Below are 23,901 nucleotides of genomic sequence, written 5' to 3'. Positions count from 1 at the left end.
ATATAAAGTGGTTCTAGCTACTTTTTCCTCTCCTGATTCAAAAATGTACTTTCCACCTTCAAATAATCCCCCCCCCTATTAGGATTTTCATCCAATGGGATGCCCTCTTTACCAACTTTAATTTCCAAGAAGGTTTTTAGCATATCCATATTAAAGGGTCTTCCCCCATCTGCGCGGGGTCTAGTAAGTAGAATAGCCGCCTCATCACTATCTCTAATACCTCTGAATAAATAAAGTCTTATCTATAAAGTACTCATAACTGATGACCATTTTTTTGAAATCAGAGTGTCCTATTGAAAATTTATGCTTAGTCATATCTTTCTCCTGCGCAATCCATCAATCACTGTAGGACGATATACAGGTACACAGATAAAAGTCTAGCAAAATTCAGATAATATAGATACATCTCAAATCTACAGGATTTAATCATCCTGTATTAAATCATCGTCAATATCCTCTTCTTCAACTTGAGTAGCAGCCATAGCTAAATATTCTCTCATGATATTGGTCGCAATAGGTAACGCACTTGCAGAACCCCACCCTGAATGTTCAGCTACAACCGATATCGCATATAATTTTTTGTCACTTGTAGAGATGTAGCCTGCAAATAAACCGTGATCTCTAATTTTATATTGCAACACTTGATTTCTTTTGGCCTGAGCCACAACTTGAGCCGTCCCAGTTTTCCCAGCTAATGCATACTTCTTATCCGTAAATCTCCTTCGGTATCCTGTACCTCCTGGATTGTTAAAAACATCGTGCAAGCCTGCTCTAACCAACCGTAAATGCTCTTCTGGCAAACCTAATAGCTCGGTAGAGAAACTTTTAGAGGAAGATAAAATAGTTGGTATTACTTTCAAGCCGGTAGCAATTTTTGCTAAGGCTGCAGCCAATTGTAGAGGAGTTATCAATATATATCCTTGTCCAATCGTTGCATTGATCGTGTCCCCAGCCCCCCACCTATTTTTCAGTTTTCTTTCAATCCAATTATTTGTAGGTAAAAGTCCTGGATTTTCAAAGGGCAATTCTACATTAGTTTTTTGATTAAATCCTAATTTAGTGGCTGTTTCTACTATTGTATCAATACCCGCTGCTAGTCCAAAGGTGTAAAAATATACATTGCACGATTTGGCTATTGCATTGTGTAAGTCAACCCACCCGTGTCCCTCTTTCCTGTTACATCTAAACATCCTATTTCCAACCTGATGCTCACCTGTACAAAGAATTTTTCTTGTGGGATCAATTCCTGCATCCAAGATTGCCAATGCCGTAACTATTTTAAAGATCGAACCAGGCGGATAATAATTCGATATACTTTTGTTAATTAAAGGTTTGCCTTCATTAAGTTTGAGTTGATTCCAATAATTAAGCTGTACTCCGCCTACAAACTTGTTAGGATCATAAGCAGGGGTTGAATGCATAGCAAGAATCTCGCCATTATTAGCGTTCATTATAACTACGCTCCCATGGAGAGAAGCAAGGTTTTTAGCAACAATTTTCTGTAAATTTGTATCTATAGAGAGTTTAGTAGTGATACCACGAGATGGAGGATTATATATAAGTTCTCGCATGAATTTTCCACCAGCATTTACCTCTATCTTCCTAGCTCCTGGGCTTCCTAATAAAAGATTATTTAAGCTTCTTTCAACGCCATTTTTACCGATTAAGAATTCTTGATAATGAGGTATGGAAGATCGCTCTGCTTCTTCAATACTCGGTTTTGATATGTATCCAGTAACATGTGAAATCATCTCACTTAAAATATACCTGCGTTTATGGCTTTTTATTATTTCAACTCCGTATAAGTCGGTACGAACCTCTATTTTAGCTATATCAAGCCATGATAAGTTATCTTGGATCATGATTTGGTTATTTTTACCGGCAGCCCGTAACGCCTTTTTTACCCCAATTCTCGAAATACCAGTTTCATATCCCAATATTTTATTCAAATCCTGTACAATTTTTTCAGCTTCTTGCTTAAAGGGACTAAGCAACACCAGACTATAATTAAATTGATTATCAGCAATTATAACCCCATTCCTATCGAGTAATAACCCACGCAGCGGAGGGATAATAACAATTTTTATGCTATTATTCTCAGCCATAGCACGGTATTTAGAATTAGAAATAATTTGTAAATAACCGAATCTAGAAGCTAGTGCAGAAAATAAAGCAAGTTTCCCCATACCAAGCAAGAAGGCACGGCGAGTGAAAATCTTATTCTTTTCTCTTTGGCTTCTCATTTGTTTCTATAGCTAAAAAAGATGTACCCAAAACAGTATATGATAACAGCAATAAAAGATATTTTAACGGATTGCCCCAAATATAATTTTTGATTTTGTAAAACCGATAAGAATAAGCTTCTCAATATCAACATCAAAAAAAAGAAGCAGCATAATAAGACATAGAAATTAATTTACCTTCGGTAAGCAGAAAATTGTGTTTAAAGGATCTCACTCCAATTAAAGATAAATAAAAAAGAGAAGTAATCATCGAATAATTTCCTTCAAACAGATCTTGTATTATTCCACACAGAATTATTGCTATCAAATCAACTTTAGATCTTTTTATGGTAACTATAACCCAAACCAAAGCTGGAGGTATACTTGGTAAAAAACTGAACATTGATAAAAACTTTAAATGTGCAATGAAATTTATAGCTACTATTAAAAATACTAAAAGTGCACCATTCTTACTCAAAACCATCTAAAAATAACCGTGTGTAATAACAAACTGCCTTACAACTAAAACTTGTCAAGAAATAAAACTAATGCCTAGATCTTGTCAAATGCATCTTAAGACCTATATTATAGCTCAAAGCAATAATAAGGAAAGCTATAAAAATGGGACTATTACAAGAAGTTCAATACCCAGTGCTGCCATTAAGAGATTTAGTCATGTTTCCTGATATGATAGTTCCCCTTTTTGTTGGTAGAGAAAAATCAATTAAAGCTCTTGAATATGCAGCAGGCACCCAGAGTAAAATTCTGTTAGTTGCTCAACGGGACGCAGCAAATGACAATCCAAAGCTAGCTGAAATCTATAAAATTGGGGTGGTCTCAAAAATACTCCAGTTTTCAAAAGTTCAAGAACCAACCATTAAGATTTTTGTCCAAGGTCTCGAAAGAGTAAAGGTAACAAAATTCAGTAATAATTCGGGCATTTTACTTGCTTCCACTATATTGATGCCAGACGAGGAATATAATGCTGAAGCAAAAGAGGTTCTAGCACTACGACGAACAGTTGGTGAACGGTTCGAAGAATACGTAAAAATGAACAAAAAAATTAATCCTGAAATATTGAATAATATTTCTCAGATTAAAAGACTAGAAGATTTCTGCAATGCGGTTAATGCTCACATGATTTTATCAGTAGATAAAAAACAGGATCTTTTGTCTATCACTTCATTGCCCAAGAGACTTGAAAAAACCTTGCTTTTGATAGACTCGGAAACCGAAATGTTAAAAACCGAAAGTAGAATCAAGGCAAGAGTTAAAACTCAGATCGAAAAAAATCAAAAAGACTATTATCTAAATGAGCAGTTAAAGGCCATCCATAGAGAGCTTGGTGACGATGATCAAAAAGAAGAGCTTAACGAATTAGAAAAAAAGATTAAGCACTCTCATATGTCAAAGGAAGCTAAAGAAAAAGCCCAATCTGAGATAAAAAAACTTAAGATGATGAATTCAATGTCATCTGAAGCCGCAGTTATCAGAAATTACCTCGATTGGCTTACGGAACTTCCTTGGCAGGCCTACTCTCCAATGAAAAAAAATTTGAAAACCGCACAAGACGTTCTAGACACTGATCACTATGGCCTTGAGAGGATTAAAGAGCGTATCCTAGAATATTTAGCGGTGAATTTAAGAACCCAAGAGTTAAAAAGCCCAATTATCTGCTTTGTAGGCCCTCCTGGGGTCGGTAAGACATCTCTAGCTGAGTCAATTGCCAAGGCTACTGGACGTGCCTTCGTTAAAATCTCTTTGGGAGGACTAAGAGATGAAGCGGAAATCAAAGGACATAGAAGGACTTACATTGGAGCTATGCCAGGAAAAATCATCCAAGCTATGAAAAAAGCTAAAAGTAGTAATCCAGTAATCTTACTTGATGAGATTGACAAGATGAGCTTTGATCATAGAGGAGATCCAGCTTCTGCGCTTTTGGAAATTTTGGATCCAAAACAAAATATTGCTTTTAATGATCACTACCTTGAAGTCGACTATGACCTTTCGAAGGTTATGTTTATCGCAACTGCAAATAGTACTTATTTGCCAAGGCCGTTATTAGATAGATTGGAGATTATAACTTTATCTGGCTACACAGAAGATGAAAAAATGCGTATTGCCCAAGATTATTTATTACCTAAGCAGTCATCCGCTCACGGAGTTAAAAGCAAGGAAGTTTCTATAGAAAATGAAGCCATTCTCTCAATTATCCGTTATTACACACGAGAATCTGGAGTAAGACAGCTTGACAGAGATCTGGCTAAAATCATGCGTAAGTGTATAAAAAGAATATTGCTAGAAAAAGAAAAATGTCTGCTAGTTAATAATAAGAACCTAAAAGATTTTCTTGGAGCGCCTCGGTTTACTTACGGTGAAATTGCTGCTAAAAACAGGATCGGAGTCACTAATGGTTTAGCTTACACTGACTTTGGTGGCGACCTTCTTGAAGTAGAAGCTGTAGTATTCCACGGGAAGGGTGATATTAAAATTACTGGTAAGCTAGGGGATGTAATGAGAGAATCAGTACAAGCAGCATTTAGCTTTATCCGCTCAAAAGCCTTAGATTTTGGCATCAATCCAGAAATATTTAAGGAGAAAGATATTCACGTACATGTTCCGGAAGGAGCAACACCCAAGGATGGTCCATCAGCTGGAGTTGCCATTTGTATATCGATTGTCTCCGCCCTAACTGGTATACCTGTAATTAAAGATATAGCTGTAACTGGTGAAATAACACTGAACGGAAGAGTTCTTGGTATCGGCGGACTAAGGGAGAAGCTCCTTTCTGCCTTGAGAGGGGGGGTTGAAACTGTGATGATTCCTAAAGAAAACCTAAAAGATTTGGAAGAAATGCCACAGAAAGTTAAAGGTGATTTGCATATTATTCCGTTAGAAAGCGCGGAAGAAGCTCTAAGGATAGCTTTAGAAGGTAAGCTTATACCAGTTGATGCTCCTTTAGCTCATTCTCCGGCACGAGGAGAATTAGTACCAAAAGCCCATTGATGGAAAGTATACAGGAAAAGCTCTTGCCAATGCAAGATAGTGATATCCGTGTTGGCCTTCTTGGCGGTTCCTTTAACCCTGCACATAGTGGACATTTACATATCTCTTTGCAAGCAATAGAGTTGTTAAATTTAGATTACGTAATATGGCTTGTTTCACCGCAGAACCCTCTTAAATCTAATATGAAAGATTCTTTGGAAAAAAGAGTTTCATATGCTAAGTTAATATCTCAGCACGAGAAAAAGATAATAGTTTCCGATGTAGAGAAATTATTTCCAACGACATATACTTCTGAAACTATTAAAATTTTAAAACATGTTTACCCTAAGGTAAAATTCGTATGGATAATGGGAGCTGATAATATGCTCCAAGTCCATAAGTGGCACAGTTGGAGAGATATTTTTGACGCAGTATTTGTAGCCGTATTTGATCGAGAAGAGTATGCCGAAGGAGTTATTGCAAGTGAGGCGAGTAAATGTTACAACACGGTAGACGTTGATTTGGGTGATTCTAGAAAAAATAATTTAGACAGTGGACATTGGCACCTTTTTAAAATACCTAAATCTCCTTTATCTTCAACAATACTAAGGGGGGGTGTGTCAGTGTCAAGACTTTGGGGAACATGAGAAAATAGTTGATATGAAAGATATAGAGTACATAAAGGATGTGATACTAAACAGCTTAGACCAGGATCAAGCTGAAGATATTAAGGTCTGCGACCTTACCAACAAGATGGATTTTGCACGCTACTTAGTTATAGCCTCTGGGCGTTCAAATCGGCATGTAGCTTCTTTAATCGAAAACCTCATGGAAAGATTGAAGAATATAAATATTCTAAGTACCGCCTCTGGCTTAGAAGAAGCAAATTGGGTATTACTCGACGCTGGGGATATAGTGGTTAACGCATTTATACCTGAATACCGTGCCTTATATAAGCTCGAAGAGCTTTGGGGTTAACAAGACCCTTCTTGCAAGCACTTAATTTTTCTATGCAGAGCGGCTCTATCCATTTTTATGAAATCGGCAGTTTTAGAGATGTTACCGTTAAATCTTTCTAGTTGTACTTCGATATAACTTTTTTCGAAGATATCTCTTGCTTCTTTGATAGGTTTGTCAAATAAATCATTATTACTGCCGATATTTCTACTGCAATCGTTATTAGACAAAATTTCAGCCGGCAACATATCAGTAGTTATTTCCTGCTTTTGTTGACTATTTGCAACGATAATCAGCCACTCGATTACATTTTTAAGTTGACGAACATTGCCTGGCCAATCATAAAATTTCAATAGTTTTAATACATCCTTGCCGAGTTCCTGTATCCTGTTGCCATAGGCCTCTGCAACCAGTTTAATAAATTCTCTTGAGAGTAGCTCTATATCCCCTTTTCTTTGTGATAATAATGGTAGATTAATCCGCGCTATATTTAAATTATAATATAAAGCTTCGCCTAACGACCCTTCACTCAAAGCTTGTTCGGGACTACCAGTTGTCGCTGCAATGATTCTAACATCAAAATTATGATTACCTACCGCAGAGTTTTTTAGTATTTGCAATAACTCTGATTGTGTTTCTAATGACATACACAAAAAGTCATTTATAAACAAGGTGCCACCATCAGCTTTTGTGAAAACTGAGCTCATAGTTTCATCGCCAAATAGCTCTCTTGTAATTACATCCGGTGATTTATTAGTTACATGCCAGTATAAAAAAGGCTTCTCATAACGGCTTGATTTGTTATGAATTACTTGAGCGACCGTAGCTTTGCCAACCCCATGCCCTCCAGTGATTACCACCCTACTGTTCGATTTCAGAGCTATCGAATCTATTAAAGACCTCAATTTCGTAATTTGCTTACTTTGTCCTATAATTTCTAATCCTTCTTGCTGACTTTTAAGTCTATTATTTTCATTCAGCAATAAATACTTTTCCATGGCTCTTTCAACCATAATCAACAATTTAGCCGTTTTGAATGGCTTCTCTATAAAATCATATGCGCCTAGCTTAATAGTTTTGACCGCGATATCTATATTTCCATGCCCACTTATCATAATTATTTGCGTTTTAGGCAGGCGCTGTTTTATTATTTTCAACAGACCCACACCGTCCATATGGCTACCCTCAAGCCATATATCCAATATAACCACTTTTGGGTTAGTAGATAGCTGCTCTAAAGCGCCTTGTGTATCCTTTGCGCAGGCGACCGCGTACCTAAACTCCTCCTGCAAAACCTCGGAGATTAATTCTCTAATATCAGCCTTATCGTCGACTATCAATATATCAGCCATAATGCATTATAAAATATTATTGCGCACCATCAAATATTAGAACGACAGTTGCTTATTTGCAACAGTATTTTTAAATATATCATTACTAATTTAGCTATTCTAAGCATAGCAGATCTAAAATCTATCCCGATATCCACTAACTCCCCCCCTTACTAAGGATACCCCTGTCATTTCTTTCGGTACCTCTACCTTCATAATATTCAATATAGTTGGCGCTATATCTCTCAATTGCCCCACCCCCCCAAGACGAATATTTTGATTACCAAAGTAGATTAGTGGGACTTTGTTTATAGTGTGCGCGGTATGACGCTGGTTAGTAGCAGAATCAAAAAGCTGCTCCGCATTACCATGATCAGCTGTGATAAATATATCACCATTTTGCTCTTCGACTACTTTTGAAATCCTTGCAAGACACACGTCTATTGCTTCACAAGCCTTTATGGTAGCTGACATATTAGCAGTATGCCCGACCATATCGGCATTAGCAAAATTCACACAAATGAAGCCATATCCTTTTCGCTTAATTCTTTCAATTAACTGTTCGGTTAATTCGTATGCGGCCATTTCTGGGCAGATGTCATAAGTTAAAACTTTTGGAGATGGAATCATAATTCTATCTTCTTGATCATATGGCTCTTCTTTGCCCCCGTTAAAAAAATGTGTAACATGAGCATATTTCTCAGTTTCTGCCATTCTTAATTGTTTTAAATTATTTTTAGCAATGACTTCGCCCAAGGTATTTCTTACCGACTGCTTAGGGAAAACTACATCCATAAATTCATCAATTTTATTAGAATAGGATGTCATTCCTAAGCCCTTGAGATTTAAGTTCCTGGTTTGAAAATCTCGAAAATCAGGCTCTAACAAGGCAAGCATGATCTGTCGCACCCTATCTGCCCTAAAGTTAATCATGAAAATGCAATCATTCTTGCTCATACCATAATAATCAGTGGCTACGTGCGGCTCAATAAATTCATCACTTTGATAGTTCTTAACAATATCAAAAGGAGTAAAGAATTTTTTAGCTTCCGCACCCACCAATGCTTTATAGTATTTCTCTGTACGCTCAAATCTTTTATCTCGGTCCATCGCATAGAATCTACCGCTAATGCTTGCAATATTAAAGCCTTGCTCTACAAAAGTATTGATATACTTCACTGCACTCTTTGGTGGGGTATCTCTGCCATCCGTGATAATGTGTATAAACACCTTGATATTTTGATTACGTATCAATTTAGCACATTCTAAGAAATGCTTTATATGTGAATGTACTCCGCCATCAGAAGCAAGACCGATTAAATGACAAGCTTTATTGTTTAACTTCAAATAATCTATAGTGTTTTCTATCACCTTATTTGAAGCCAACTCTTCTTTAGCTATCGCTGCATTAATTCTTTCCAAATCCTGGAGTATCACCCTGCCAGAACCTATAGTCATATGCCCAACTTCTGAATTACCCATTTGCCCAGTAGGCAGTCCAACAGCTGTGCCGCTCGCGTCTAAAAGCGATACCGGCCTAGTTTTTAATGCATCACTAAAAAACGGAAGCCTTGCTTGAGCAATTGCATTATGCTCATATTGGCGAGAATACCCCCACCCATCCAGTATGCATAAAAGCATTGGACCTAAATATTCTGACATATTTAACCAGGCCACTTTTCTTTAACTAATTTCATGAAGGCGTTTCCTCTTTCTTCATAATTTTTCCACTGATCTAGAGAAGCGCAGGCTGGCGACAATAAAACGTTACCATTTTCTATATTTTGCGCTTTAATAATCGAAATTGCATTTACTAAGGTAGTTGCAATAGTATACGGTACATTACTTTCTGCCAAAATTGCTGCAAAACCCTCAGCCGCATCTCCTATTAAATATGCATGATTAATTTTTTCAAAAAACGGCTTTAATAATTTTATTCCGCTATCCTTACATATCCCTCCTGCAATCCAATAGACATTATCAAAATTTTTTAATGCCCAGTAAGTTGAGTCCGCGTTAGTAGCTTTACTATCATTAATAAAGTTGATTCCATTAAAACGATGAAATAAGTCCATCCTATGCGGTAAAGATTTATAGGTTTTGAAAGCAGCGATTACTTCTTCGGGTTTTACACCTACTCCAATGCATGCAGTAAATGCCGCTGCCATATTTTCTCCGTTATGTTCACCTATTAAGCTGTTTATATCAGGTACATTATACCGTTTTTTCGATTTGTAATTGTCATATAGAACCCCAGAAATAACACTCACTCCGCCTTCGATCTGCTCTGTTCTTGATATTGGTATAACTTTAGCTCTTTTTCTAGCAATTACTTCACTCATTATTTGGTTATTAATATAGCTATCTGTAGAAATTATTGCTAAGTCTCCTTTCTCTTGGTTATTAAACATCTGTTGTTTTGCTTCAACATAACGTTTAAAGGTTCCATGTTTATCTAAATGATCGGGCGTAATAGTAAGGCACACTGCGATATTAAATCTAGTTTTTTCTAATAAATCTAATTGAAATGAAGATACTTCTAAAACATAAAAACCCGAATTTAGTTCTTCAAGCTCTAGGACTGGAGTACCTATATTACCTCCAATTTCGGTTTTAATCTTTACAGACCGGAGCACATGATTAATCAGCGCAGTAGTAGTTGATTTGCCATTGGTTCCAGTTATACCTATAAAACCTACATTTTTATTTGTCTTTTGATACAAAAACTCTATATCGCAGTAAAGAGGAATTCCTTGACCGTGAGCTACCTTATACAGTGGATGCCAGGTAGGATAATACATTGGGATCCCAGGGCTTACTAGGAAGGCATCGGCTCTGCGCCAAATTTTTTCCTCCGCAGGAGAAGCAAATAACAGGCTCTTACTTTGATTGCTAAACTCCTCCCTAACTTGCTCTAAAATTTTCTCGTTATCATCCCAAGCTACAATTTGTGCGCCTCTTTCTATAAAAGAATTAATTGCAGCTTTGCCGCTTTTGGCGAGCCCTAAAATTCCTATCAGTCTATCACTATAATTATCAAATTTTATCATTTATCTTAATTTTAATGTTGAAAGTCCAATTAAAGCAAAAATGAACGCCAGTATCCAAAATCTTATGACTATGGTGGGCTCACTCCAGCCTATTTTTTCAAAATGATGATGAATGGGAGCCATTTTAAACACACGTTTACCTCTTAATTTATAAAACCCCACTTGTATTATTACCGATAAAGCTTCCATAACAAAAAGTCCACCAGTAATAAACAATACCATTTCATGCTTAGTAATAACACTGATTGTGCCTATTGCACCTCCAAGAGAAAGACTCCCCACATCTCCCATAAAAACCTTAGCCGGCGGGGCATTATACCACAAGAAGCCAAGCCCTGCTCCAATTATAACGGCACAGAATATAGAAACCTCACCAACACCCTGTACATACTGTATTTGTAAATAATTAGCAAAAATAAAGTTCCCCACCAAGTAAGAAATCAAAGCAAAGCAACACGCAACAATTATTACTGGAAGAGTGGCAAGACCATCCAGACCATCGGTTAAGTTTACTGAATTTGAAGACCCAATAATTACTACACTTGCAAATAAAAAATACGATATCCCCAAATCCAGAGTTAAGTTTTTATAGAAAGGAAAAAATACTATTGTAGCAGTTTCGTTTTGAGCGAGTTCGCTTATCATAATAGCGGCAATTGATGCCGTAATAAATTGCCAACCTAATTTAAGTTTGACAGATACCCCTTTAGAATTTTTATATTTGAGTTTCTTGTAGTCGTCTAAAAATCCAAGAGCAGCAAAACTTAGCATTACAAACAAACAAATCCAGATATAGAAATTTGATAAGTCTGCCCAGAGAAAAGTTGAAAATAATATACTAATTATAATCATGAGGCCGCCCATAGTAGGAGTACCTTTTTTATTAACAATATGAGACTCAGGACCATTAGCTCTAATTGGTTGCCCCTCTCTCTGAATAGATTTCAAGAGCCTTATAATTCTTGGTCCAATAAAAAAGCTTACAATAAGCGCCGTAAAAGTTGCGGCCATCCCTCTGAAGGTTATATATTTTATAACATTAAATATGTGATATTTAGAAATAAGCAGAGATAAAAAATAATACAACATTACTAAAAATTTTATTTACTAAAAGTTAGTTCTACTCGTATTCTCCTTTTAAGATACAATATAAGTAATGTAAAGCAAGCTGTTAAACGTATTATTATCTTATGCCATAGCTTTTTTGTTTGGCACACTTGTTGGTAATTTTGCGACCACAGCTTACTATAGGTTGCCAAGGAAGATTTCACCATTCGGATTTGATCAAAAAACACATAACCCTCCCATGTGCTCAGACTGCGGCACACGCCTAAAATTCTACGAATATCTCCCTATGCTCAGCTGGCTAAGCACTCTTGGCAAATGTAATTACTGTGGAAAAAGAATAGATTCATCTTATACTTTTCTAGAGGCAGCTACCGGCTTCAGCTCAACTTTACTATACCATTTTTTAGGGTTTACCGAATCATATATATTGCTGATCTGTATTACCGCTGTGTTAATTCTTAAATTGTTACTCTATCGAAAATATCGACGGATATGGCTAGCTTTGACTATAAATTTTGCATTCCTAGCCGCAGCTCTCAAGATACTAAATGAAGGTACCCTATATAATTGTTTGTTAAATATCTTTCTAGCGGTAATTATACTCACTAATAGTATATTGAAAATTCATAAATCTGATGAGTTAGTGTTTGTTATAATCTCTGCAGCTTTACTATGTAATGTTTACATTTTTTTAGTATATGTTACACTTATCTCTTTCTATTTCATTAAATTTACTCAAATGAGAAAAAAGAAGCATTTATATTATGGAAGCGTTCTAGCGCTGCTTGTGGTAATGTTTTTTAATTATGTTATGCCCAAAGATTTTCGTATTTTTTCTAACAATTTGCCGACCGGATTTGTCTACTTAGCAGATGTCGCACCTGATATTATTCAAGATGTAAAATACGCAACTAAAGATAATTTTACAGGAAAAATAGTGCCAGGCTACGAGAAGGCTACTATTATTTTGACTAAAGAAGCAGCAGATGCATTGTTAAAAGTACAAACCGCACTAAAGCAACATGGATTTAGCCTCAAGGCCTTTGATGGATATAGGCCCGTGACTGCAGTAGAAAGTTTTAAAGAATGGGCTTTATCTACTGATGAAGATCCAGAAATTAAAGCCAGGTTTTACCCAAACATAAATAAAAATGAATTACTAAATGGATACATCAGTGCTAAATCTACCCATAGCAGAGGGAGTACTGTAGATTTAACAATAATTGATCTGGCTTCAGGTGAAGAGCTTGATATGGGAACCGAATTCGATTTTCTGGATCCAAAAGCTAATACGGATTTTGCTGATTTACCAGAAGAGGTAAAGAAAAACCGAGAAGCCTTACGCATTGCTATGGAAGCCCATGGATTTGAGGGATATAAATGGGAATGGTGGCACTTTAAGTTAGCAGATGAACCGTTTTCAAGATACCCCGAAGACCATTTTGATTTTCCTGTAAAATAATCTATGTCCTTTGACTCAAGCTCTAGATTTGCGCCCTACTTAATTGTAATATTTTTTGCAGTTTTATCTTTAATTTACACTGGTTGGATATATGTAGCTTCAATTAGCTATAGTGGTTCTGTTAGCTCTGTAGAGCATGGAAAAGGTATCTATAAGAGATATCCGGTCAATACCAAGATCTCTTCCATCTTGTCCTTTAATTATACTCTTATAGATTCGACAAGAATATGAGGGTTGGAGTTTTATTTTAGAGTTAAATCCGACACTAGATAGTATAAAAAAGTTAATTTAAATTTAATGAGCCCTGTAACTAATAAATTTGATCAACATATTACGATGATTAAACAAAAGGATAATACTTATCGAGCCTTAATCGAATGTAAAGAGGGGCAGTGGGATATGGAGATTTTGGTGGAATTAAATAATCAGGTATATATAATATCTGAAAGAATTTTTCTTCATGATAAAAACTTTATAAATGAGTCAGTTAAACAGCATTAATGAACTATTCGTTTCAGAACTTTCGAACGTTAGCAATTTCACCGAATTATTTAATCTAAAAGCTAAATTTTTAGGCAAAAAAAGCCTGCTTGTAGAACAAATGGCAAAGTTAGGCGCATTAACTCCTGAAGAGAAGAAACAGCTCGGGCTTGAGATAAATACAGTCAGAGAGTACATTTTAAAAAACTTAAGCGAAAAACAAAAAGAGCTTGAAGAGTTAGAGCTAGTACAAAAATTAAATGCTCAAAGTATTGATATAACCCTTCCCGGCCGAGGATTTACCCGCGGAAGAATCCATCCAATTACCAATACTATTAATGAGTTAAAAAATATATTTGTCCGCATGGGGTTTTCTCATGTTGAAGGTCCAGAAATTGAAGATGATTGGCACAATTTTACTGCTTTAAATATAAATGAGTCTCATCCAGCAAGACAAATGCATGATACTTTTTATATGCAAAATGTTGAAGGGCTTTTAAGAACTCATACTTCGGGCGTACAAATTAGATATATGGAGAAAAACCAGCCCCCTATTCGCATCATCTCTTCCGGTAGAGTTTATAGATCAGATTATGATGCGACGCATACTCCTATGTTTCATCAATTAGAAGGGCTCGTCATAGGAGAAGAAATCAATTTTGGCCACCTGAAGGGCTGCATCGCACAATTCTTAAAAGAATTTTTTAGAGTGAATGCATTGCCTATGAGGTGGAGATCTAGTTACTTTCCTTTTACCGAACCATCAGCAGAAATAGATATAAAATGTGACCGCAGTACCAAAAAAGAAATCAGAATCGGTGAAGGAAATGACTGGCTTGAGATTCTGGGTTGCGGGATGGTACACGAAAAGGTTTTAAAAAATGTTGGTATAGATCCAATGAAATACCAAGGATTTGCCTTTGGGGTTGGAATCGAAAGGCTTACTATGTTAAAGCATAATATCCCTGACCTTCGCACTCTTTTTGAGGGTGATATGCGCTGGCATGAAATATACGGCTTTTAACCATCTTTGAGCTTCACTAGACTTTTATTGGATTAACTGTACACTACAGCACAGCAACTTTAAGTCAGGTTAGATATGCCATATAAATATCCATTACTACCAGTAGGCCCCCAGAATTTTGAAAATGTAGTTATTACTTATGATTATTTTGTAGACAAAACTTTTTTAACCCCAGTTTGAGGTAAGTTTTAAAGAAATTATCTGATATGGCTTCAAAGAGGCTGTGTAACCATTAAGTTTCTCTCAATTTCACGATAAATAAGAAAAGTGGTTCCCCTAGTAGAAATATTTTGTTTGATTGATGATTTTTGCAAGCGACAACTCATGTACCAAAGATCCTTAAGAAACTCGCAGAGACAAAGGGAACGAGAGTCTGGGATGATGCTTTCCGAAGTTATAACGATCCTCGTTTTGTTTCATTTGAGGGCATTACCGGATTCAAAGATTTTTACCTAAACTGTGTTCAAATCTCTTTCAGAGAGGAGTTGCCGAAGCTTATCAGCTACAATCGCTTTGTTGAGCTGATGCGAGACGCGGTCATCCCGTTGGTCATTCTGCTGAATTGCTGCAAGGAAACAAGGACGGGGGGCGGCTATGTGCAAGAAAAGTTAGATAAGAGCTGCAACAGCACAAAGTCACTTAAGGATATCGAGGTCCTAGAGATTGAGGAGCTGTGCACATATATAAAAAAAAGACCAAAGAATGGAAGTGGGAGTACACCTTTATATTGATTGCAGTTGATAGAGGAGCGGGTGAAATTATTGATTTTGAAGGGTAGGTGACGGGAGCAAGGCAACCCACCTGAACCTGTCATTTAGGCTTTGAGGAACGTTATAAATGAGCATATACAGATGATTACAGCGTTTACGAATACTATAAAAATCTCCACGCACCATCACAAAACAAAGGCTGGGACATCATTGTGGTAGAATCAAAGAATTCTTTAAGAGGCATTATCTAGCTAGTTTTAATCGAAGAACGAAGCGCTACAGCAAATTCCTGAGGATGCTTTGCGCTACTCTTACCCTCTTCTTCCATAGGCATTTGCTGGATTTGAAACTCCTATTATAAATATTAGGCAATGCCCTTTTTCCTAACGCCTAACAACAACGGCAACCATAGTAAATAAATTTAGATTTGTTGCAGGTTTCAAAATAAATTCATTTTCTTCAGAATCAGACACCGCAATTTCCCCAACCTTTATGCCAAAAGGTAAAATTCCCCCTTCGCCAGAAGTAACAGCAATCTCTCCTTCGATTGGCTCAACATTTTCTGGTAAATATAGTAAATTCATATAAGAATCTTCATTAGAGCCATTTGCAATACAACGGATGCCACTCTTTAATAAAAGTACTGGAACTTTAAAACTCACATTACTCCAAGGTAATAATTTTGAGCTTTTTTGAGAAACCTTGACAACCCTACCAACCATGCCTTCAGAATTGACAACCGCTTGTCCTTCTGACACTCCATCTTCAGCTCCAGCGTTTAACATAATTTGAAGGCCAAAGCTGTCAGTACCAGCGCTCACTATGTTAGTGGTAACATATTGAAACTTAAGGGGAATTGCATATTTATTTAACTTTTTTAACTCGAGATTTTCTCTTTCTAAAATTTCTATCTTAAGATTATGTTTTTTTAAATTCTGATTTTCAGCAACAAGAATATCTTTCTCTCTCTTACAAGTGAGGTAGTCATTGCCCAATTCTATAAAACTTCGCACCTGCTCCAATGGCTTGTTAACAACTTGGTAAACCTTGGAAATCATATCATCAAAAATCTCAATTGATTGCTCGCCAAAATATAAACTGAAAAATATCGTTGCCAAACAACTAAAGGTTATCACGATAACAGCTCTAGCTTTAGTACCAAGACTAATAATATTCGATCTCTTGCTAAATTTAATTTGAGGCTTTTTTAACATATAATGATTCCTGATATGCAACTTTCATTTTCAAAAAGTCCTCATCCGCGTGATAAGAAGATCGAGTTAAGGGTGTAGCAGATACCATCAAAAAGCCCTTAACTTTAGCAATTCTTGCATAGTAATCAAATTCTTCTGGAGTTACATATCTTTTAACTTCGGCGTGTTTTGCTGTCGGCTGTAGATATTGTCCAATCGTTAGAAAATCAACTTTAGCAGCTCTTAAGTCATCCATCACTTGCAAAACTTCCTCTTTAATTTCCCCAAGCCCCACCATCATACCCGATTTTGTAAAAATCTCTGGATCCAATTCTTTAACTTTGTTTAGTAAATTCAAAGAGTGGAAATAGCGCGCACCTGGCCTCATTTGCTGATACAAAGAAGGTACCGTCTCAACATTATGGTTATATACATCGGGCTTAGCTTTTACTACTGTCCTAATAGCCCCATCTTTTTTCAAAAAATCGGGGGTTAAGACTTCAACGGTACTATGGGGTGATCTTTTTCGTATTTGCTCTATGCACTGCGCAAAATGCTCAGCTCCACCATCTGGCAGATCATCGCGATCAACCGAAGTAACAACTACATGTTTTAAACCAAGCTTTTCTACAGCTTGCGCAACCTTCTCTGGTTCATGAGGATCAAGTAAGTCAGGGCGTCCCGTTGCAACATTGCAAAACCTACACGCTCTTGTGCAGACACTTCCTAATATCATAAATGTTGCATGTTTCTTCTTCCAACATTCTCCTATATTCGGGCAAGCAGCTTCTTCACAAACCGTATTTAGTGATAAACCTTTCACTATATCTTCGGTTTTTTTATAATCAGAGCTGGTTGGTGCTCTCACTCTAATCCAATCCGGTTTTTTTAAAGCAATATTATTAGACACTCAAATCTCCTCTTTAGTCTTGCTGGTCTTAAGAATGGCGGAAGAGAAGGGATTCGAACCCTTGTTTACCCCATAAGGGTAAACACGCTTTCCAGGCGTGCGCCTTAGACCACTCGGCCACTCTTCCTAAAAATTTCCGCCTTGGTATATCATTTCTATGAGAATACTGCAATTTAAACTCTTGATCTTACCTTTACCTATCATTTTGTATCACTAAATGTTTTCTATAAAGAAATATTTGCAAAAACATAAATAAAAGAGTGAAGAGAGGCATAAAACTTACTTTAAAATTCACCCAAGTCTCTTCTGAAAAAAATCTCCAGATGATTTCATTGCTGATAGCAGCCACTAGAAAAAACGCTATCCACTGTATAGAGAAAATTCTCCACTGTCTGTCATTTAAAAATAAAAAAGCACTAAACAATGATTTTATGAAGACTTTCCCCATGAGAAGGCCCCCGGTAATTGTCAAGCCACACAAAGAATATAATATGGTCGGTTTGACTTTAATAAAGGCTGAATTGGATGTAAATACTGTTAAAGAACCCATGAGAACCATTAATGCGGTAGAAAACAGCGCAAAATTATTAGGCTTCCGTTTTGTAATCAAAAAATTTATTATAGTTGCCAACAATGTCGTTACAACTATGCCAGCAGTTGCATAGATAACTCCATAAAGTTTATATAATATGAAAAATACCGCCAGAGGTATAAATTCTAACACTCTCATAACACTTGACGTTGTATTGATTGCTTTATAGTCTTTTAATACACATTATTTAAATAGGTGTAAACACAGAATAATGATCAAGCAAATAAAAATAAATTTCATACGAGTAATCCTAATGTTAGGCATTACAACAAATTGTAGTTATGGTCTAATTCCAGAAGATAAGATATTCACCGTTAATAATATAAAGGCCTTTAGTGATTTTGGGACGGTTGCAGAATCAAAAAAAATAGCTCTTGATAATGCAACTAGGGAAGCAATGCTAGTTCTTTTGAATAGAATCACTATTGAAAAACAAAATGGTAAATTTAATAGTATTGTGAAGAATGATAACTCCAGTCTTGTCAAAAAGTACGTTATATTAAATGAAAGGATAACCTCCCATTCATATTCTGCAGAAGTAGATGTAGAGTTCCATCCTGCTTCTGTAAAAGCATTATTAAATCGTCAGGGACTCAATTTTGCAGAAAAAATATATAATGATTGTTTAATCATTCCCTTTTATGAAAATTTCTCGAGTAATTTAGTGCTTCAGTGGAGGCAATTCTTGCCCGAACAATTTGGCCTGGTTGAACCTGTGACTCTAAGAAGTGAGTTAGACGATCTAACCTCTTTTAATATTAGAAATATTAAAAATTATGAATATAAGGATTTTTATTATCTTCTAAAGAAATATCACACCAAAGAAGTAATGCTGGTTCAAGTCTCAGAAATAGAAGAGAATACGGAAAAGGTATATGTAAAAATTAAATTCATAAATTCAACAAATACCTATTTTAAAAATCTTACTTTTGAAAAAAATATGGATGAAGATGAAGACGACGTGCATAAAAGAATTATTAATGAAGTTCTGCTACAATTAGATTCTTGGTGGAAAGGCAGTAAAGGAATTTGGAATTAGAGTTTATGGATTTTCCACTTAAATACTTATAGCAGCACAAAAGTGCCTGAAATTAGAGGACGGATATTAGCGAGGGTTCGATAAACTTATTGCAATCTTTTTTAAAATTCTAGATAAAAAATTTTCGCTAGAACATTGATTTTAATTCTGCATAAAATTCCGATAATTTTTTCTTGCATAACAGCTACTTACAGCTAATAATATACTGCACATATATTTCTTATCTTTAGTTATATTTTCAGACTTAGCCTGGAACAAGAGGGCGTTGAATCCTGGTATGTTAGAGAAGTTCATAAAGAACTTGGATTATTTCAATCGGAGTACTTTAGCGCCAGAAAAAACTAACCCTTTTATTTTTGGTATGCAAGAAAATGGCATTAGAGCACTAGTTGCCAAACCAAGCACTGACCTTGTTGAAGATGTACATGGCGCTGTCGATATTGCTACGGCTGGTAATAACCCACTTAAAAAGCAGCTGGAGCAGGTAAAAGAATATATAAATAATGAAAATACAAGGCCATTAAAATTCGTTATACCGATAGCCCAATCAATATCCTACTTCTTCGGCTTATTTCAAAGGAGGCATTGGACAATGCTTGAGTTGGACGTTTTTGACCAAGCTAATAATATTCGAGCCCATCATTATGATTCTAAAGGATGGTTCGCTAGTTTTCTTTATTCCTTAGAGCCAATTAGGCGAGCTATAGCGGAAGTCTTCATGGAGAAGGTATTGAAATGAAAACCAGTTATCTAGGGCATCAGTCTATAATTGATAATACAAATTGCGGCCGCTTTGTTATTTCTTATATTAACTGCAAAGCTTCCAAGCTTTCCATAGATATAGAAAAAAATTTCAACTATGAATCGGTACGAGAGAATTACACCACCATCCGTGAGATTGTTACACATAATGTAAAAACAATAGCAAGGCAGGCTGCAGCCCGAGAAACCAGCTCTCCAAGTACAGAACAGCGGATCCAGAGTACTGACTTTAGAAAAAAGCTAAATCAAGAAAATAAACCGGAGATTAGCTTTAACAGAAGGTAAGTCGTGACCTAATTTAAATATCGCAAACAAACTTTATTGATTTTTCTTGTCCAATATTTTGAGAAAATCATTTACTCCCTTCTGCTCTATAATAGAGGAAAAATCTGCTCTTTGAGTAGAAAGAAGACTTACTCCTTCTCCTATTATGTCTATAACTTTCAAAACATTATTAGAATCTTTAATTCTGTAAGCTACATTAATATGAGGCTTAGAGCTCCGAGTGTTAATTATTTCAGTTACCACAATAAAATGACTTTTACCAATGTTACTTACATCCACAATTTTGTACTGCTGATTGTTGTACTCAACGAATTTTTTCACATACAAATTACTTAAGTACTTTTTATAACTTTCTAAATAATGGTTTTGCTGATCTTTATTCATGTTATTCCAATTCTTAGCAATTACAAACTTGCCTATCCATTCGTAATCAACTATTTCGTAAAAGAACTCAGTTAACTTTGCTTTCTTTTCGCTATCAGTAGTTTTTTCTTCCAAAACAGCAATAATTCTCTTGGCATTATTATCAACAAAACCTTCTATATCTTTTTTCGTATCAGCAAAAGAATCAGTATAAATAGACATTAAAGCAAGGATTAGGATATATTTAAATTTCATAGTTTATCTCCTATTTTGTAAATAAATACTTCTGGTTGTGATATATTCATCGATTGAAACTTCATCAATATTATCAGTTAATTTTAACAAGCCAGCTCTTTTATCTATCACTACAAGAGTATCTTTTGAAAATACATATTGACGTTTAAGCGTATAATTTAAAGGGTCAGCTACAAAATCTAATAATAAGCCGAAGGCACCTCTGGCAGATGATGGACCAACAACTGGCAATACTATATAAGGACCGCTTTTTCCTCCGTACCTTTTCAATACGTTCTCCCCTCTAAACTCCTCAAATCTTAATTCAGGATATCTTGAGGCTGCATCATGTAAACCAAGAGTACCAAATGTTGTATTGATGACAAATCTAGCAAAGAATCTACTGGTCATTTCCGGATTCAAGCTCAGAATACCGTAAATCGTCTGTAAAGGAGCAAAAAGATTCTGCAAAAAATTTTGTATATTATCCTTTCCCCAATCGGGGATAGTTCTATCATAAATAATCGCTATCGGTCTGACTAAAAAATTGTCCAATCCTTTATTGATTTTGAACATCATCCTGTTAAAGGGCTCAAATGGATCCATATCTTCCTTATAATCAGCGGTTAATATTCTTCCCGAAGAATAAGTCACAATACTGGCATTTCTCCAGTCTTCATCAGCTTCATTTGTAGAAGAATCGTCGACCTTCTGCAATAACTGCGCACCAGGTTCCCGATTATTAGCCGCTTTGTACTTACTACTGCAGCCACACAACACCGGGGAAAATAGCAACAAGATGCTGTAAAACACAACCTTCACCATAAACTTCTTTTTTCACACCAGATTTAATCTTTCACAAAAATTATTAAAACACCAGCATTTTGATTACTAAACATAACATTTTGTTCAGAAAATAAGGTCCATCCGTTCGAGCTGAAATTATTTTTTATAAACTCTGGGCTGTATCTAAATTCTCCTCTTTTATGAACAAAGTTAATATCTGATTTTTCAGCTTTTTTAAAACTAATTGCCAAAATTGTTTTCTTATCTGTAATATTCCTTAGTAACGTAGCTATATCAGCAATATTTCTATTAAACGTTATAAAATCAGCCATAACTATTATATCATATACAGTTTTACTTGTAGAATCAGCCTGCCGTAAAAATTTAATCGCATCTTCATTTAAAAGCTGTGCATAAACTTTTTGCCCATCAAAAGATTTTCTTTTAGAGTTAGCTAGCATTTTTTTTGAAATATCTACCCCAACAATTGCATTTGCAACCTTGCTCTCCCTTAAAAGCTGACCGATAATTCCAGTCCCACACCCCAAATCTAACACGTTATTTCCTAGAGATTTACCATGCGACGAATTAGCAGCTTTTACTATATCATCTACCGTTAAAAACTGCGGCGCAACTTTATTTCCCTTCAAATGAAATTCGTCAAAACTGTCTGCTAACTGATCAAACTTATCTGCGATAAGAGTGATAGGGATCTGGTTTACTTCTTGTTTCTCGATTAATGATTTAAAGTAATTAACTTCATCTACGAACTGTCCATCGCCAGACTCGGTATATAATTTTATATACTTCTCTGCTCTATCATATTTTAATTGGTCCATATAACAGTGTGCCATATAATAGGCAAGCCCCGGTCTTTTACATCTAAATAATTCTAGCAGATTAAACCTCAACAAGGCATCACTTATATCATTATTCTTTAAGTGGTATATTCCTAATTCATAATTAGCTTTCTCTAGATTTTTCAATCTATCTTTCAATTCGTAAACTTCATCAATTGCCCTTTCATATAGCTCCACCAACTTTGTTTTTAAATCCTTTTTACCTTTCCACTCTTTATATAACTTAGTGAATTTACTCAGAAAAAACATGGTCACAGACGATAGTTACTTACAAATAAATACTATAGCCAAAATAATAGTTATCAAGCCTATATATAAATTATTTATAATCCAACACAAAAGCGCAATTTTTAATTAGTTGACATTTTAAGTTATTCTGGAACCACAGGCGTTATACTAGTGGAACCGGCATTAGTATCCGCATTCTTAGATCCACTTGCAGTAGTAGCCGGCTGTTGAGGAGTGGTATGCTCATTAGTTGAAGCAGGTACAGATGGTACGGGGATCTCAGGAGCAGTAGACACCGATGGACTTGTTGGATTCTCATCAATGCTGCTAAAAGGCGCAGTCAAGCCAGTAGTGCTTGGTGAAGTATTGGTATCTATTTTCTTAGCTCCAGCACCCTCTAATGCACTTTTGATTTCAGCATAGCTTAAAGAACCAGGCAAAATACCGTCATTAATTATATAAGCAGGAGTACCTCTAACTTTAAGATCAGCCGCTAGCTGGAGATTTGCTTGAATAACATCCTCTATTTCTGGCTTTTGCATCATATCCTTTAACTTGGTTACGTCTAGCCCGATATCAGCTGCTGTTTGCATTATGCCCGCCTCAGTTCTATCCTCTAAATTTAATAGTTTATTATGGAAGCCTTCGTATTTACTATTATCCACGATTGTAACTGCAAGCGCTGCTTTGCTTGCCAACACTGACCAATCTCCCATAATAGGAAGCTCTTTCAAAACTAGTTGTACGTTAGGATATTCTGATAATATTTTTTGCTGGATTGGAAGCATTTTCCTACAGAAGCTACAAGCATAATCAAAAAATTCTACAATCTTTATACTACCTTTTGGATTACCAATCCGTGGATCATTTATATTATTGTAAATTTTATCCTTGGACCGCATGAGCATATTTTTTGTATAGCCTTTGCTTCATTAGCCTTAGCCGCATAATGATTTTCTATACTTTTCATAATTGCTTCAGGATTTTCGTCTATATACTTCTTCACAATCCTTACTACTTCTTCTTCATTTAAGCCATAATTCTTAGGAACAGATAAGGCCTGACCTTGAGTGGATATTGGCGCAGCAATCTGTTTATTTGGTACGGGTTGTTTGTTATCTTCATCAAAAACAAAAAAATCATTAGCCCAATAATTAGCACTGCTAACATTAAGATTACAACATTTCTAGAATTCATTTTGCCTCTCTAATTGAGATCTTTAGTTAATTTTTATAAAATCACTCTGTTTGATAAATTACAAGCAAATATGTAATTTATTAAAAACGTTTTATATTTTCTTACGCACATAGTGTGATTAATATCACAATTCATACTGTAGGAAAAGAAAGATGTAAGTATA

At 35.7% G+C, this 23,901-nt stretch carries 24 protein-coding genes, 1 tRNA gene and 2 pseudogenes; 11 read left to right on the top strand and 16 right to left on the bottom strand.

Translation table 11 applies throughout. The features are described 5' to 3' along the window. Positions 1–17: 17 nt before the first annotated feature. The 3 genes from MIDI_RS09690 to MIDI_RS02195 all read right to left on the bottom strand — a co-directional run bounded on the left by MIDI_RS09690 (position 18) and on the right by MIDI_RS02195 (position 2,700). Positions 18–149: a hypothetical protein gene (locus MIDI_RS09690; protein WP_272940982.1), complete on the bottom strand. Its 132-nt coding sequence runs from the start codon at positions 147–149 to the stop codon at positions 18–20. A gap of 273 nt (positions 150–422) precedes the next feature. Continuing rightward, positions 423–2,243: a penicillin-binding protein 2 gene (gene mrdA, locus MIDI_RS02200; RefSeq protein ID WP_013950957.1), complete on the bottom strand. Its 1,821-nt coding sequence runs from the start codon at positions 2,241–2,243 to the stop codon at positions 423–425. Positions 2,244–2,376: 133 nt separating this feature from the next. Then, on the bottom strand, positions 2,377–2,700 hold the full coding sequence (locus MIDI_RS02195; RefSeq protein ID WP_148234101.1) for a hypothetical protein: 324 nt from the start codon (positions 2,698–2,700) through the stop codon (positions 2,377–2,379). Positions 2,701–2,843: 143 nt separating this feature from the next. Between MIDI_RS02195 and lon the strand changes: the two genes are divergently transcribed. The 3 genes from lon to rsfS are packed head-to-tail and all read left to right on the top strand — an operon-like array spanning position 2,844 to position 6,185. Further along, complete coding sequence (lon, locus tag MIDI_RS02190; RefSeq protein WP_013950955.1) at positions 2,844–5,228, top strand: endopeptidase La; 2,385 nt, start codon at positions 2,844–2,846, stop codon at positions 5,226–5,228. After that, a complete protein-coding gene (gene nadD / locus MIDI_RS06250; protein ID WP_013950954.1) occupies positions 5,228–5,854 on the top strand; it encodes a nicotinate (nicotinamide) nucleotide adenylyltransferase in 627 nt (208 codons plus the stop codon). Before lon ends, nadD begins: the two co-directional genes overlap by 1 nt. Next, complete coding sequence (gene rsfS, locus MIDI_RS02180; protein ID WP_202795475.1) at positions 5,823–6,185, top strand: ribosome silencing factor; 363 nt, start codon at positions 5,823–5,825, stop codon at positions 6,183–6,185. Before nadD ends, rsfS begins: the two co-directional genes overlap by 32 nt. Here the strand turns inward: rsfS and MIDI_RS02175 are convergent. The 4 genes from MIDI_RS02175 to mraY form a co-directional block, all read right to left on the bottom strand. Further along, positions 6,182–7,516: a sigma-54-dependent transcriptional regulator gene (locus MIDI_RS02175; RefSeq protein ID WP_013950952.1), complete on the bottom strand. Its 1,335-nt coding sequence runs from the start codon at positions 7,514–7,516 to the stop codon at positions 6,182–6,184. The genes rsfS and MIDI_RS02175 overlap by 4 nt on opposite strands. A gap of 114 nt (positions 7,517–7,630) precedes the next feature. After that, positions 7,631–9,172, bottom strand: a complete 1,542-nt coding sequence (gene gpmI / locus MIDI_RS02170; RefSeq protein ID WP_237697408.1) for a 2,3-bisphosphoglycerate-independent phosphoglycerate mutase — start codon at positions 9,170–9,172, stop codon at positions 7,631–7,633. Continuing rightward, the gene (murD, locus tag MIDI_RS02165) at positions 9,160–10,545 is read right to left on the bottom strand and encodes a UDP-N-acetylmuramoyl-L-alanine--D-glutamate ligase (protein ID WP_013950950.1); all 1,386 of its coding nucleotides are present in this window, start codon (positions 10,543–10,545) and stop codon (positions 9,160–9,162) included. Before murD ends, gpmI begins: the two co-directional genes overlap by 13 nt. Further along, entirely contained in the window at positions 10,546–11,634 is a 1,089-nt protein-coding gene (mraY, locus tag MIDI_RS02160) for a phospho-N-acetylmuramoyl-pentapeptide-transferase (protein ID WP_013950949.1), read from the bottom strand. 115 nt (positions 11,635–11,749) lie between these two features. Between mraY and MIDI_RS10170 the strand changes: the two are divergent. From MIDI_RS10170 to MIDI_RS09030, 5 genes and pseudogenes are all read left to right on the top strand, one after another. Next, positions 11,750–11,998, top strand: a pseudogene (locus MIDI_RS10170) (prepilin peptidase); the annotation flags it as partial. 426 nt (positions 11,999–12,424) lie between these two features. Continuing rightward, positions 12,425–13,075: a M15 family metallopeptidase gene (locus tag MIDI_RS09250; RefSeq protein WP_041185642.1), complete on the top strand. Its 651-nt coding sequence runs from the start codon at positions 12,425–12,427 to the stop codon at positions 13,073–13,075. Between the two features lie 291 nt (positions 13,076–13,366). Then, positions 13,367–13,576, top strand: a pseudogene (locus MIDI_RS02150) (FixH family protein); the annotation flags it as partial. Further along, positions 13,554–14,579, top strand: coding sequence for a phenylalanine--tRNA ligase subunit alpha (locus MIDI_RS02145; protein WP_013950946.1), 1,026 nt, complete (start codon positions 13,554–13,556; stop codon positions 14,577–14,579). The pseudogene MIDI_RS02150 and the gene MIDI_RS02145, both read left to right, overlap by 23 nt. Before the next feature lie 308 nt (positions 14,580–14,887). Beyond that, a complete protein-coding gene (locus MIDI_RS09030; RefSeq protein WP_052567670.1) occupies positions 14,888–15,310 on the top strand; it encodes a hypothetical protein in 423 nt (140 codons plus the stop codon). A gap of 362 nt (positions 15,311–15,672) precedes the next feature. Here MIDI_RS09030 and mreC read toward each other — a convergent pair whose 3' ends face one another. The 4 genes from mreC to MIDI_RS10165 all read right to left on the bottom strand — a co-directional run bounded on the left by mreC (position 15,673) and on the right by MIDI_RS10165 (position 18,122). Continuing rightward, positions 15,673–16,503 carry a rod shape-determining protein MreC gene (gene mreC, locus MIDI_RS02135; RefSeq protein WP_013950942.1) on the bottom strand — a complete coding sequence of 277 codons (831 nt, stop codon included), beginning with the start codon at positions 16,501–16,503 and terminating at the stop codon, positions 15,673–15,675. Next, positions 16,481–17,380, bottom strand: a complete 900-nt coding sequence (gene lipA, locus MIDI_RS02130) for a lipoyl synthase (protein WP_148234196.1) — start codon at positions 17,378–17,380, stop codon at positions 16,481–16,483. Before lipA ends, mreC begins: the two co-directional genes overlap by 23 nt. 47 nt (positions 17,381–17,427) lie before the next feature. Next, positions 17,428–17,519 (bottom strand) — tRNA-Ser (locus MIDI_RS02125). A gap of 66 nt (positions 17,520–17,585) precedes the next feature. Further along, complete coding sequence (locus MIDI_RS10165) at positions 17,586–18,122, bottom strand: inner membrane-spanning protein YciB (protein ID WP_083809599.1); 537 nt, start codon at positions 18,120–18,122, stop codon at positions 17,586–17,588. A gap of 73 nt (positions 18,123–18,195) precedes the next feature. Between MIDI_RS10165 and MIDI_RS02110 the strand changes: the two genes are divergently transcribed. The 3 genes from MIDI_RS02110 (at position 18,196) to MIDI_RS02100 (ending at position 20,070) form a co-directional block, all read left to right on the top strand. After that, positions 18,196–19,023, top strand: coding sequence for a hypothetical protein (locus MIDI_RS02110; RefSeq protein WP_041185373.1), 828 nt, complete (start codon positions 18,196–18,198; stop codon positions 19,021–19,023). Between the two features lie 277 nt (positions 19,024–19,300). Beyond that, entirely contained in the window at positions 19,301–19,762 is a 462-nt protein-coding gene (locus MIDI_RS02105) for a hypothetical protein (protein WP_013950938.1), read from the top strand. After that, complete coding sequence (locus MIDI_RS02100) at positions 19,759–20,070, top strand: hypothetical protein (protein ID WP_013950937.1); 312 nt, start codon at positions 19,759–19,761, stop codon at positions 20,068–20,070. Before MIDI_RS02105 ends, MIDI_RS02100 begins: the two co-directional genes overlap by 4 nt. A 33-nt stretch (positions 20,071–20,103) precedes the next feature. On the opposite strand, the gene MIDI_RS02095 is transcribed toward MIDI_RS02100, so the two are convergent. The 5 genes from MIDI_RS02095 to MIDI_RS08470 form a co-directional block, all read right to left on the bottom strand. Beyond that, positions 20,104–20,688, bottom strand: a complete 585-nt coding sequence (locus tag MIDI_RS02095) for an MlaC/ttg2D family ABC transporter substrate-binding protein (protein ID WP_013950936.1) — start codon at positions 20,686–20,688, stop codon at positions 20,104–20,106. 3 nt (positions 20,689–20,691) lie between these two features. Continuing rightward, the gene (locus MIDI_RS02090; protein ID WP_160162208.1) at positions 20,692–21,384 is read right to left on the bottom strand and encodes an MlaA family lipoprotein; all 693 of its coding nucleotides are present in this window, start codon (positions 21,382–21,384) and stop codon (positions 20,692–20,694) included. A 131-nt stretch (positions 21,385–21,515) separates the two neighbouring features. Then, positions 21,516–22,562 (bottom strand): class I SAM-dependent DNA methyltransferase, encoded by a 1,047-nt coding sequence (locus tag MIDI_RS02085; RefSeq protein WP_013950934.1) that lies wholly within the window; start codon positions 22,560–22,562, stop codon positions 21,516–21,518. Positions 22,563–22,684: 122 nt separating this feature from the next. Further along, on the bottom strand, positions 22,685–23,443 hold the full coding sequence (locus MIDI_RS02080) for a DsbA family protein (protein WP_160162207.1): 759 nt from the start codon (positions 23,441–23,443) through the stop codon (positions 22,685–22,687). Further along, a complete protein-coding gene (locus tag MIDI_RS08470) occupies positions 23,410–23,547 on the bottom strand; it encodes a hypothetical protein (protein WP_160162206.1) in 138 nt (45 codons plus the stop codon). The genes MIDI_RS02080 and MIDI_RS08470 overlap by 34 nt, the downstream gene beginning before the upstream one ends. Positions 23,548–23,901: the final 354 nt, after the last annotated feature.

Origin of the sequence: Candidatus Midichloria mitochondrii IricVA (assembly GCF_000219355.1) — a bacterium.
Taxonomy (GTDB): Bacteria; Pseudomonadota; Alphaproteobacteria; order Rickettsiales; family Midichloriaceae; genus Midichloria; species Midichloria mitochondrii.
The sequence above is the reverse complement of the archived record's forward strand: the minus strand, read 5'-3'. Positions and strand labels throughout refer to the sequence as shown.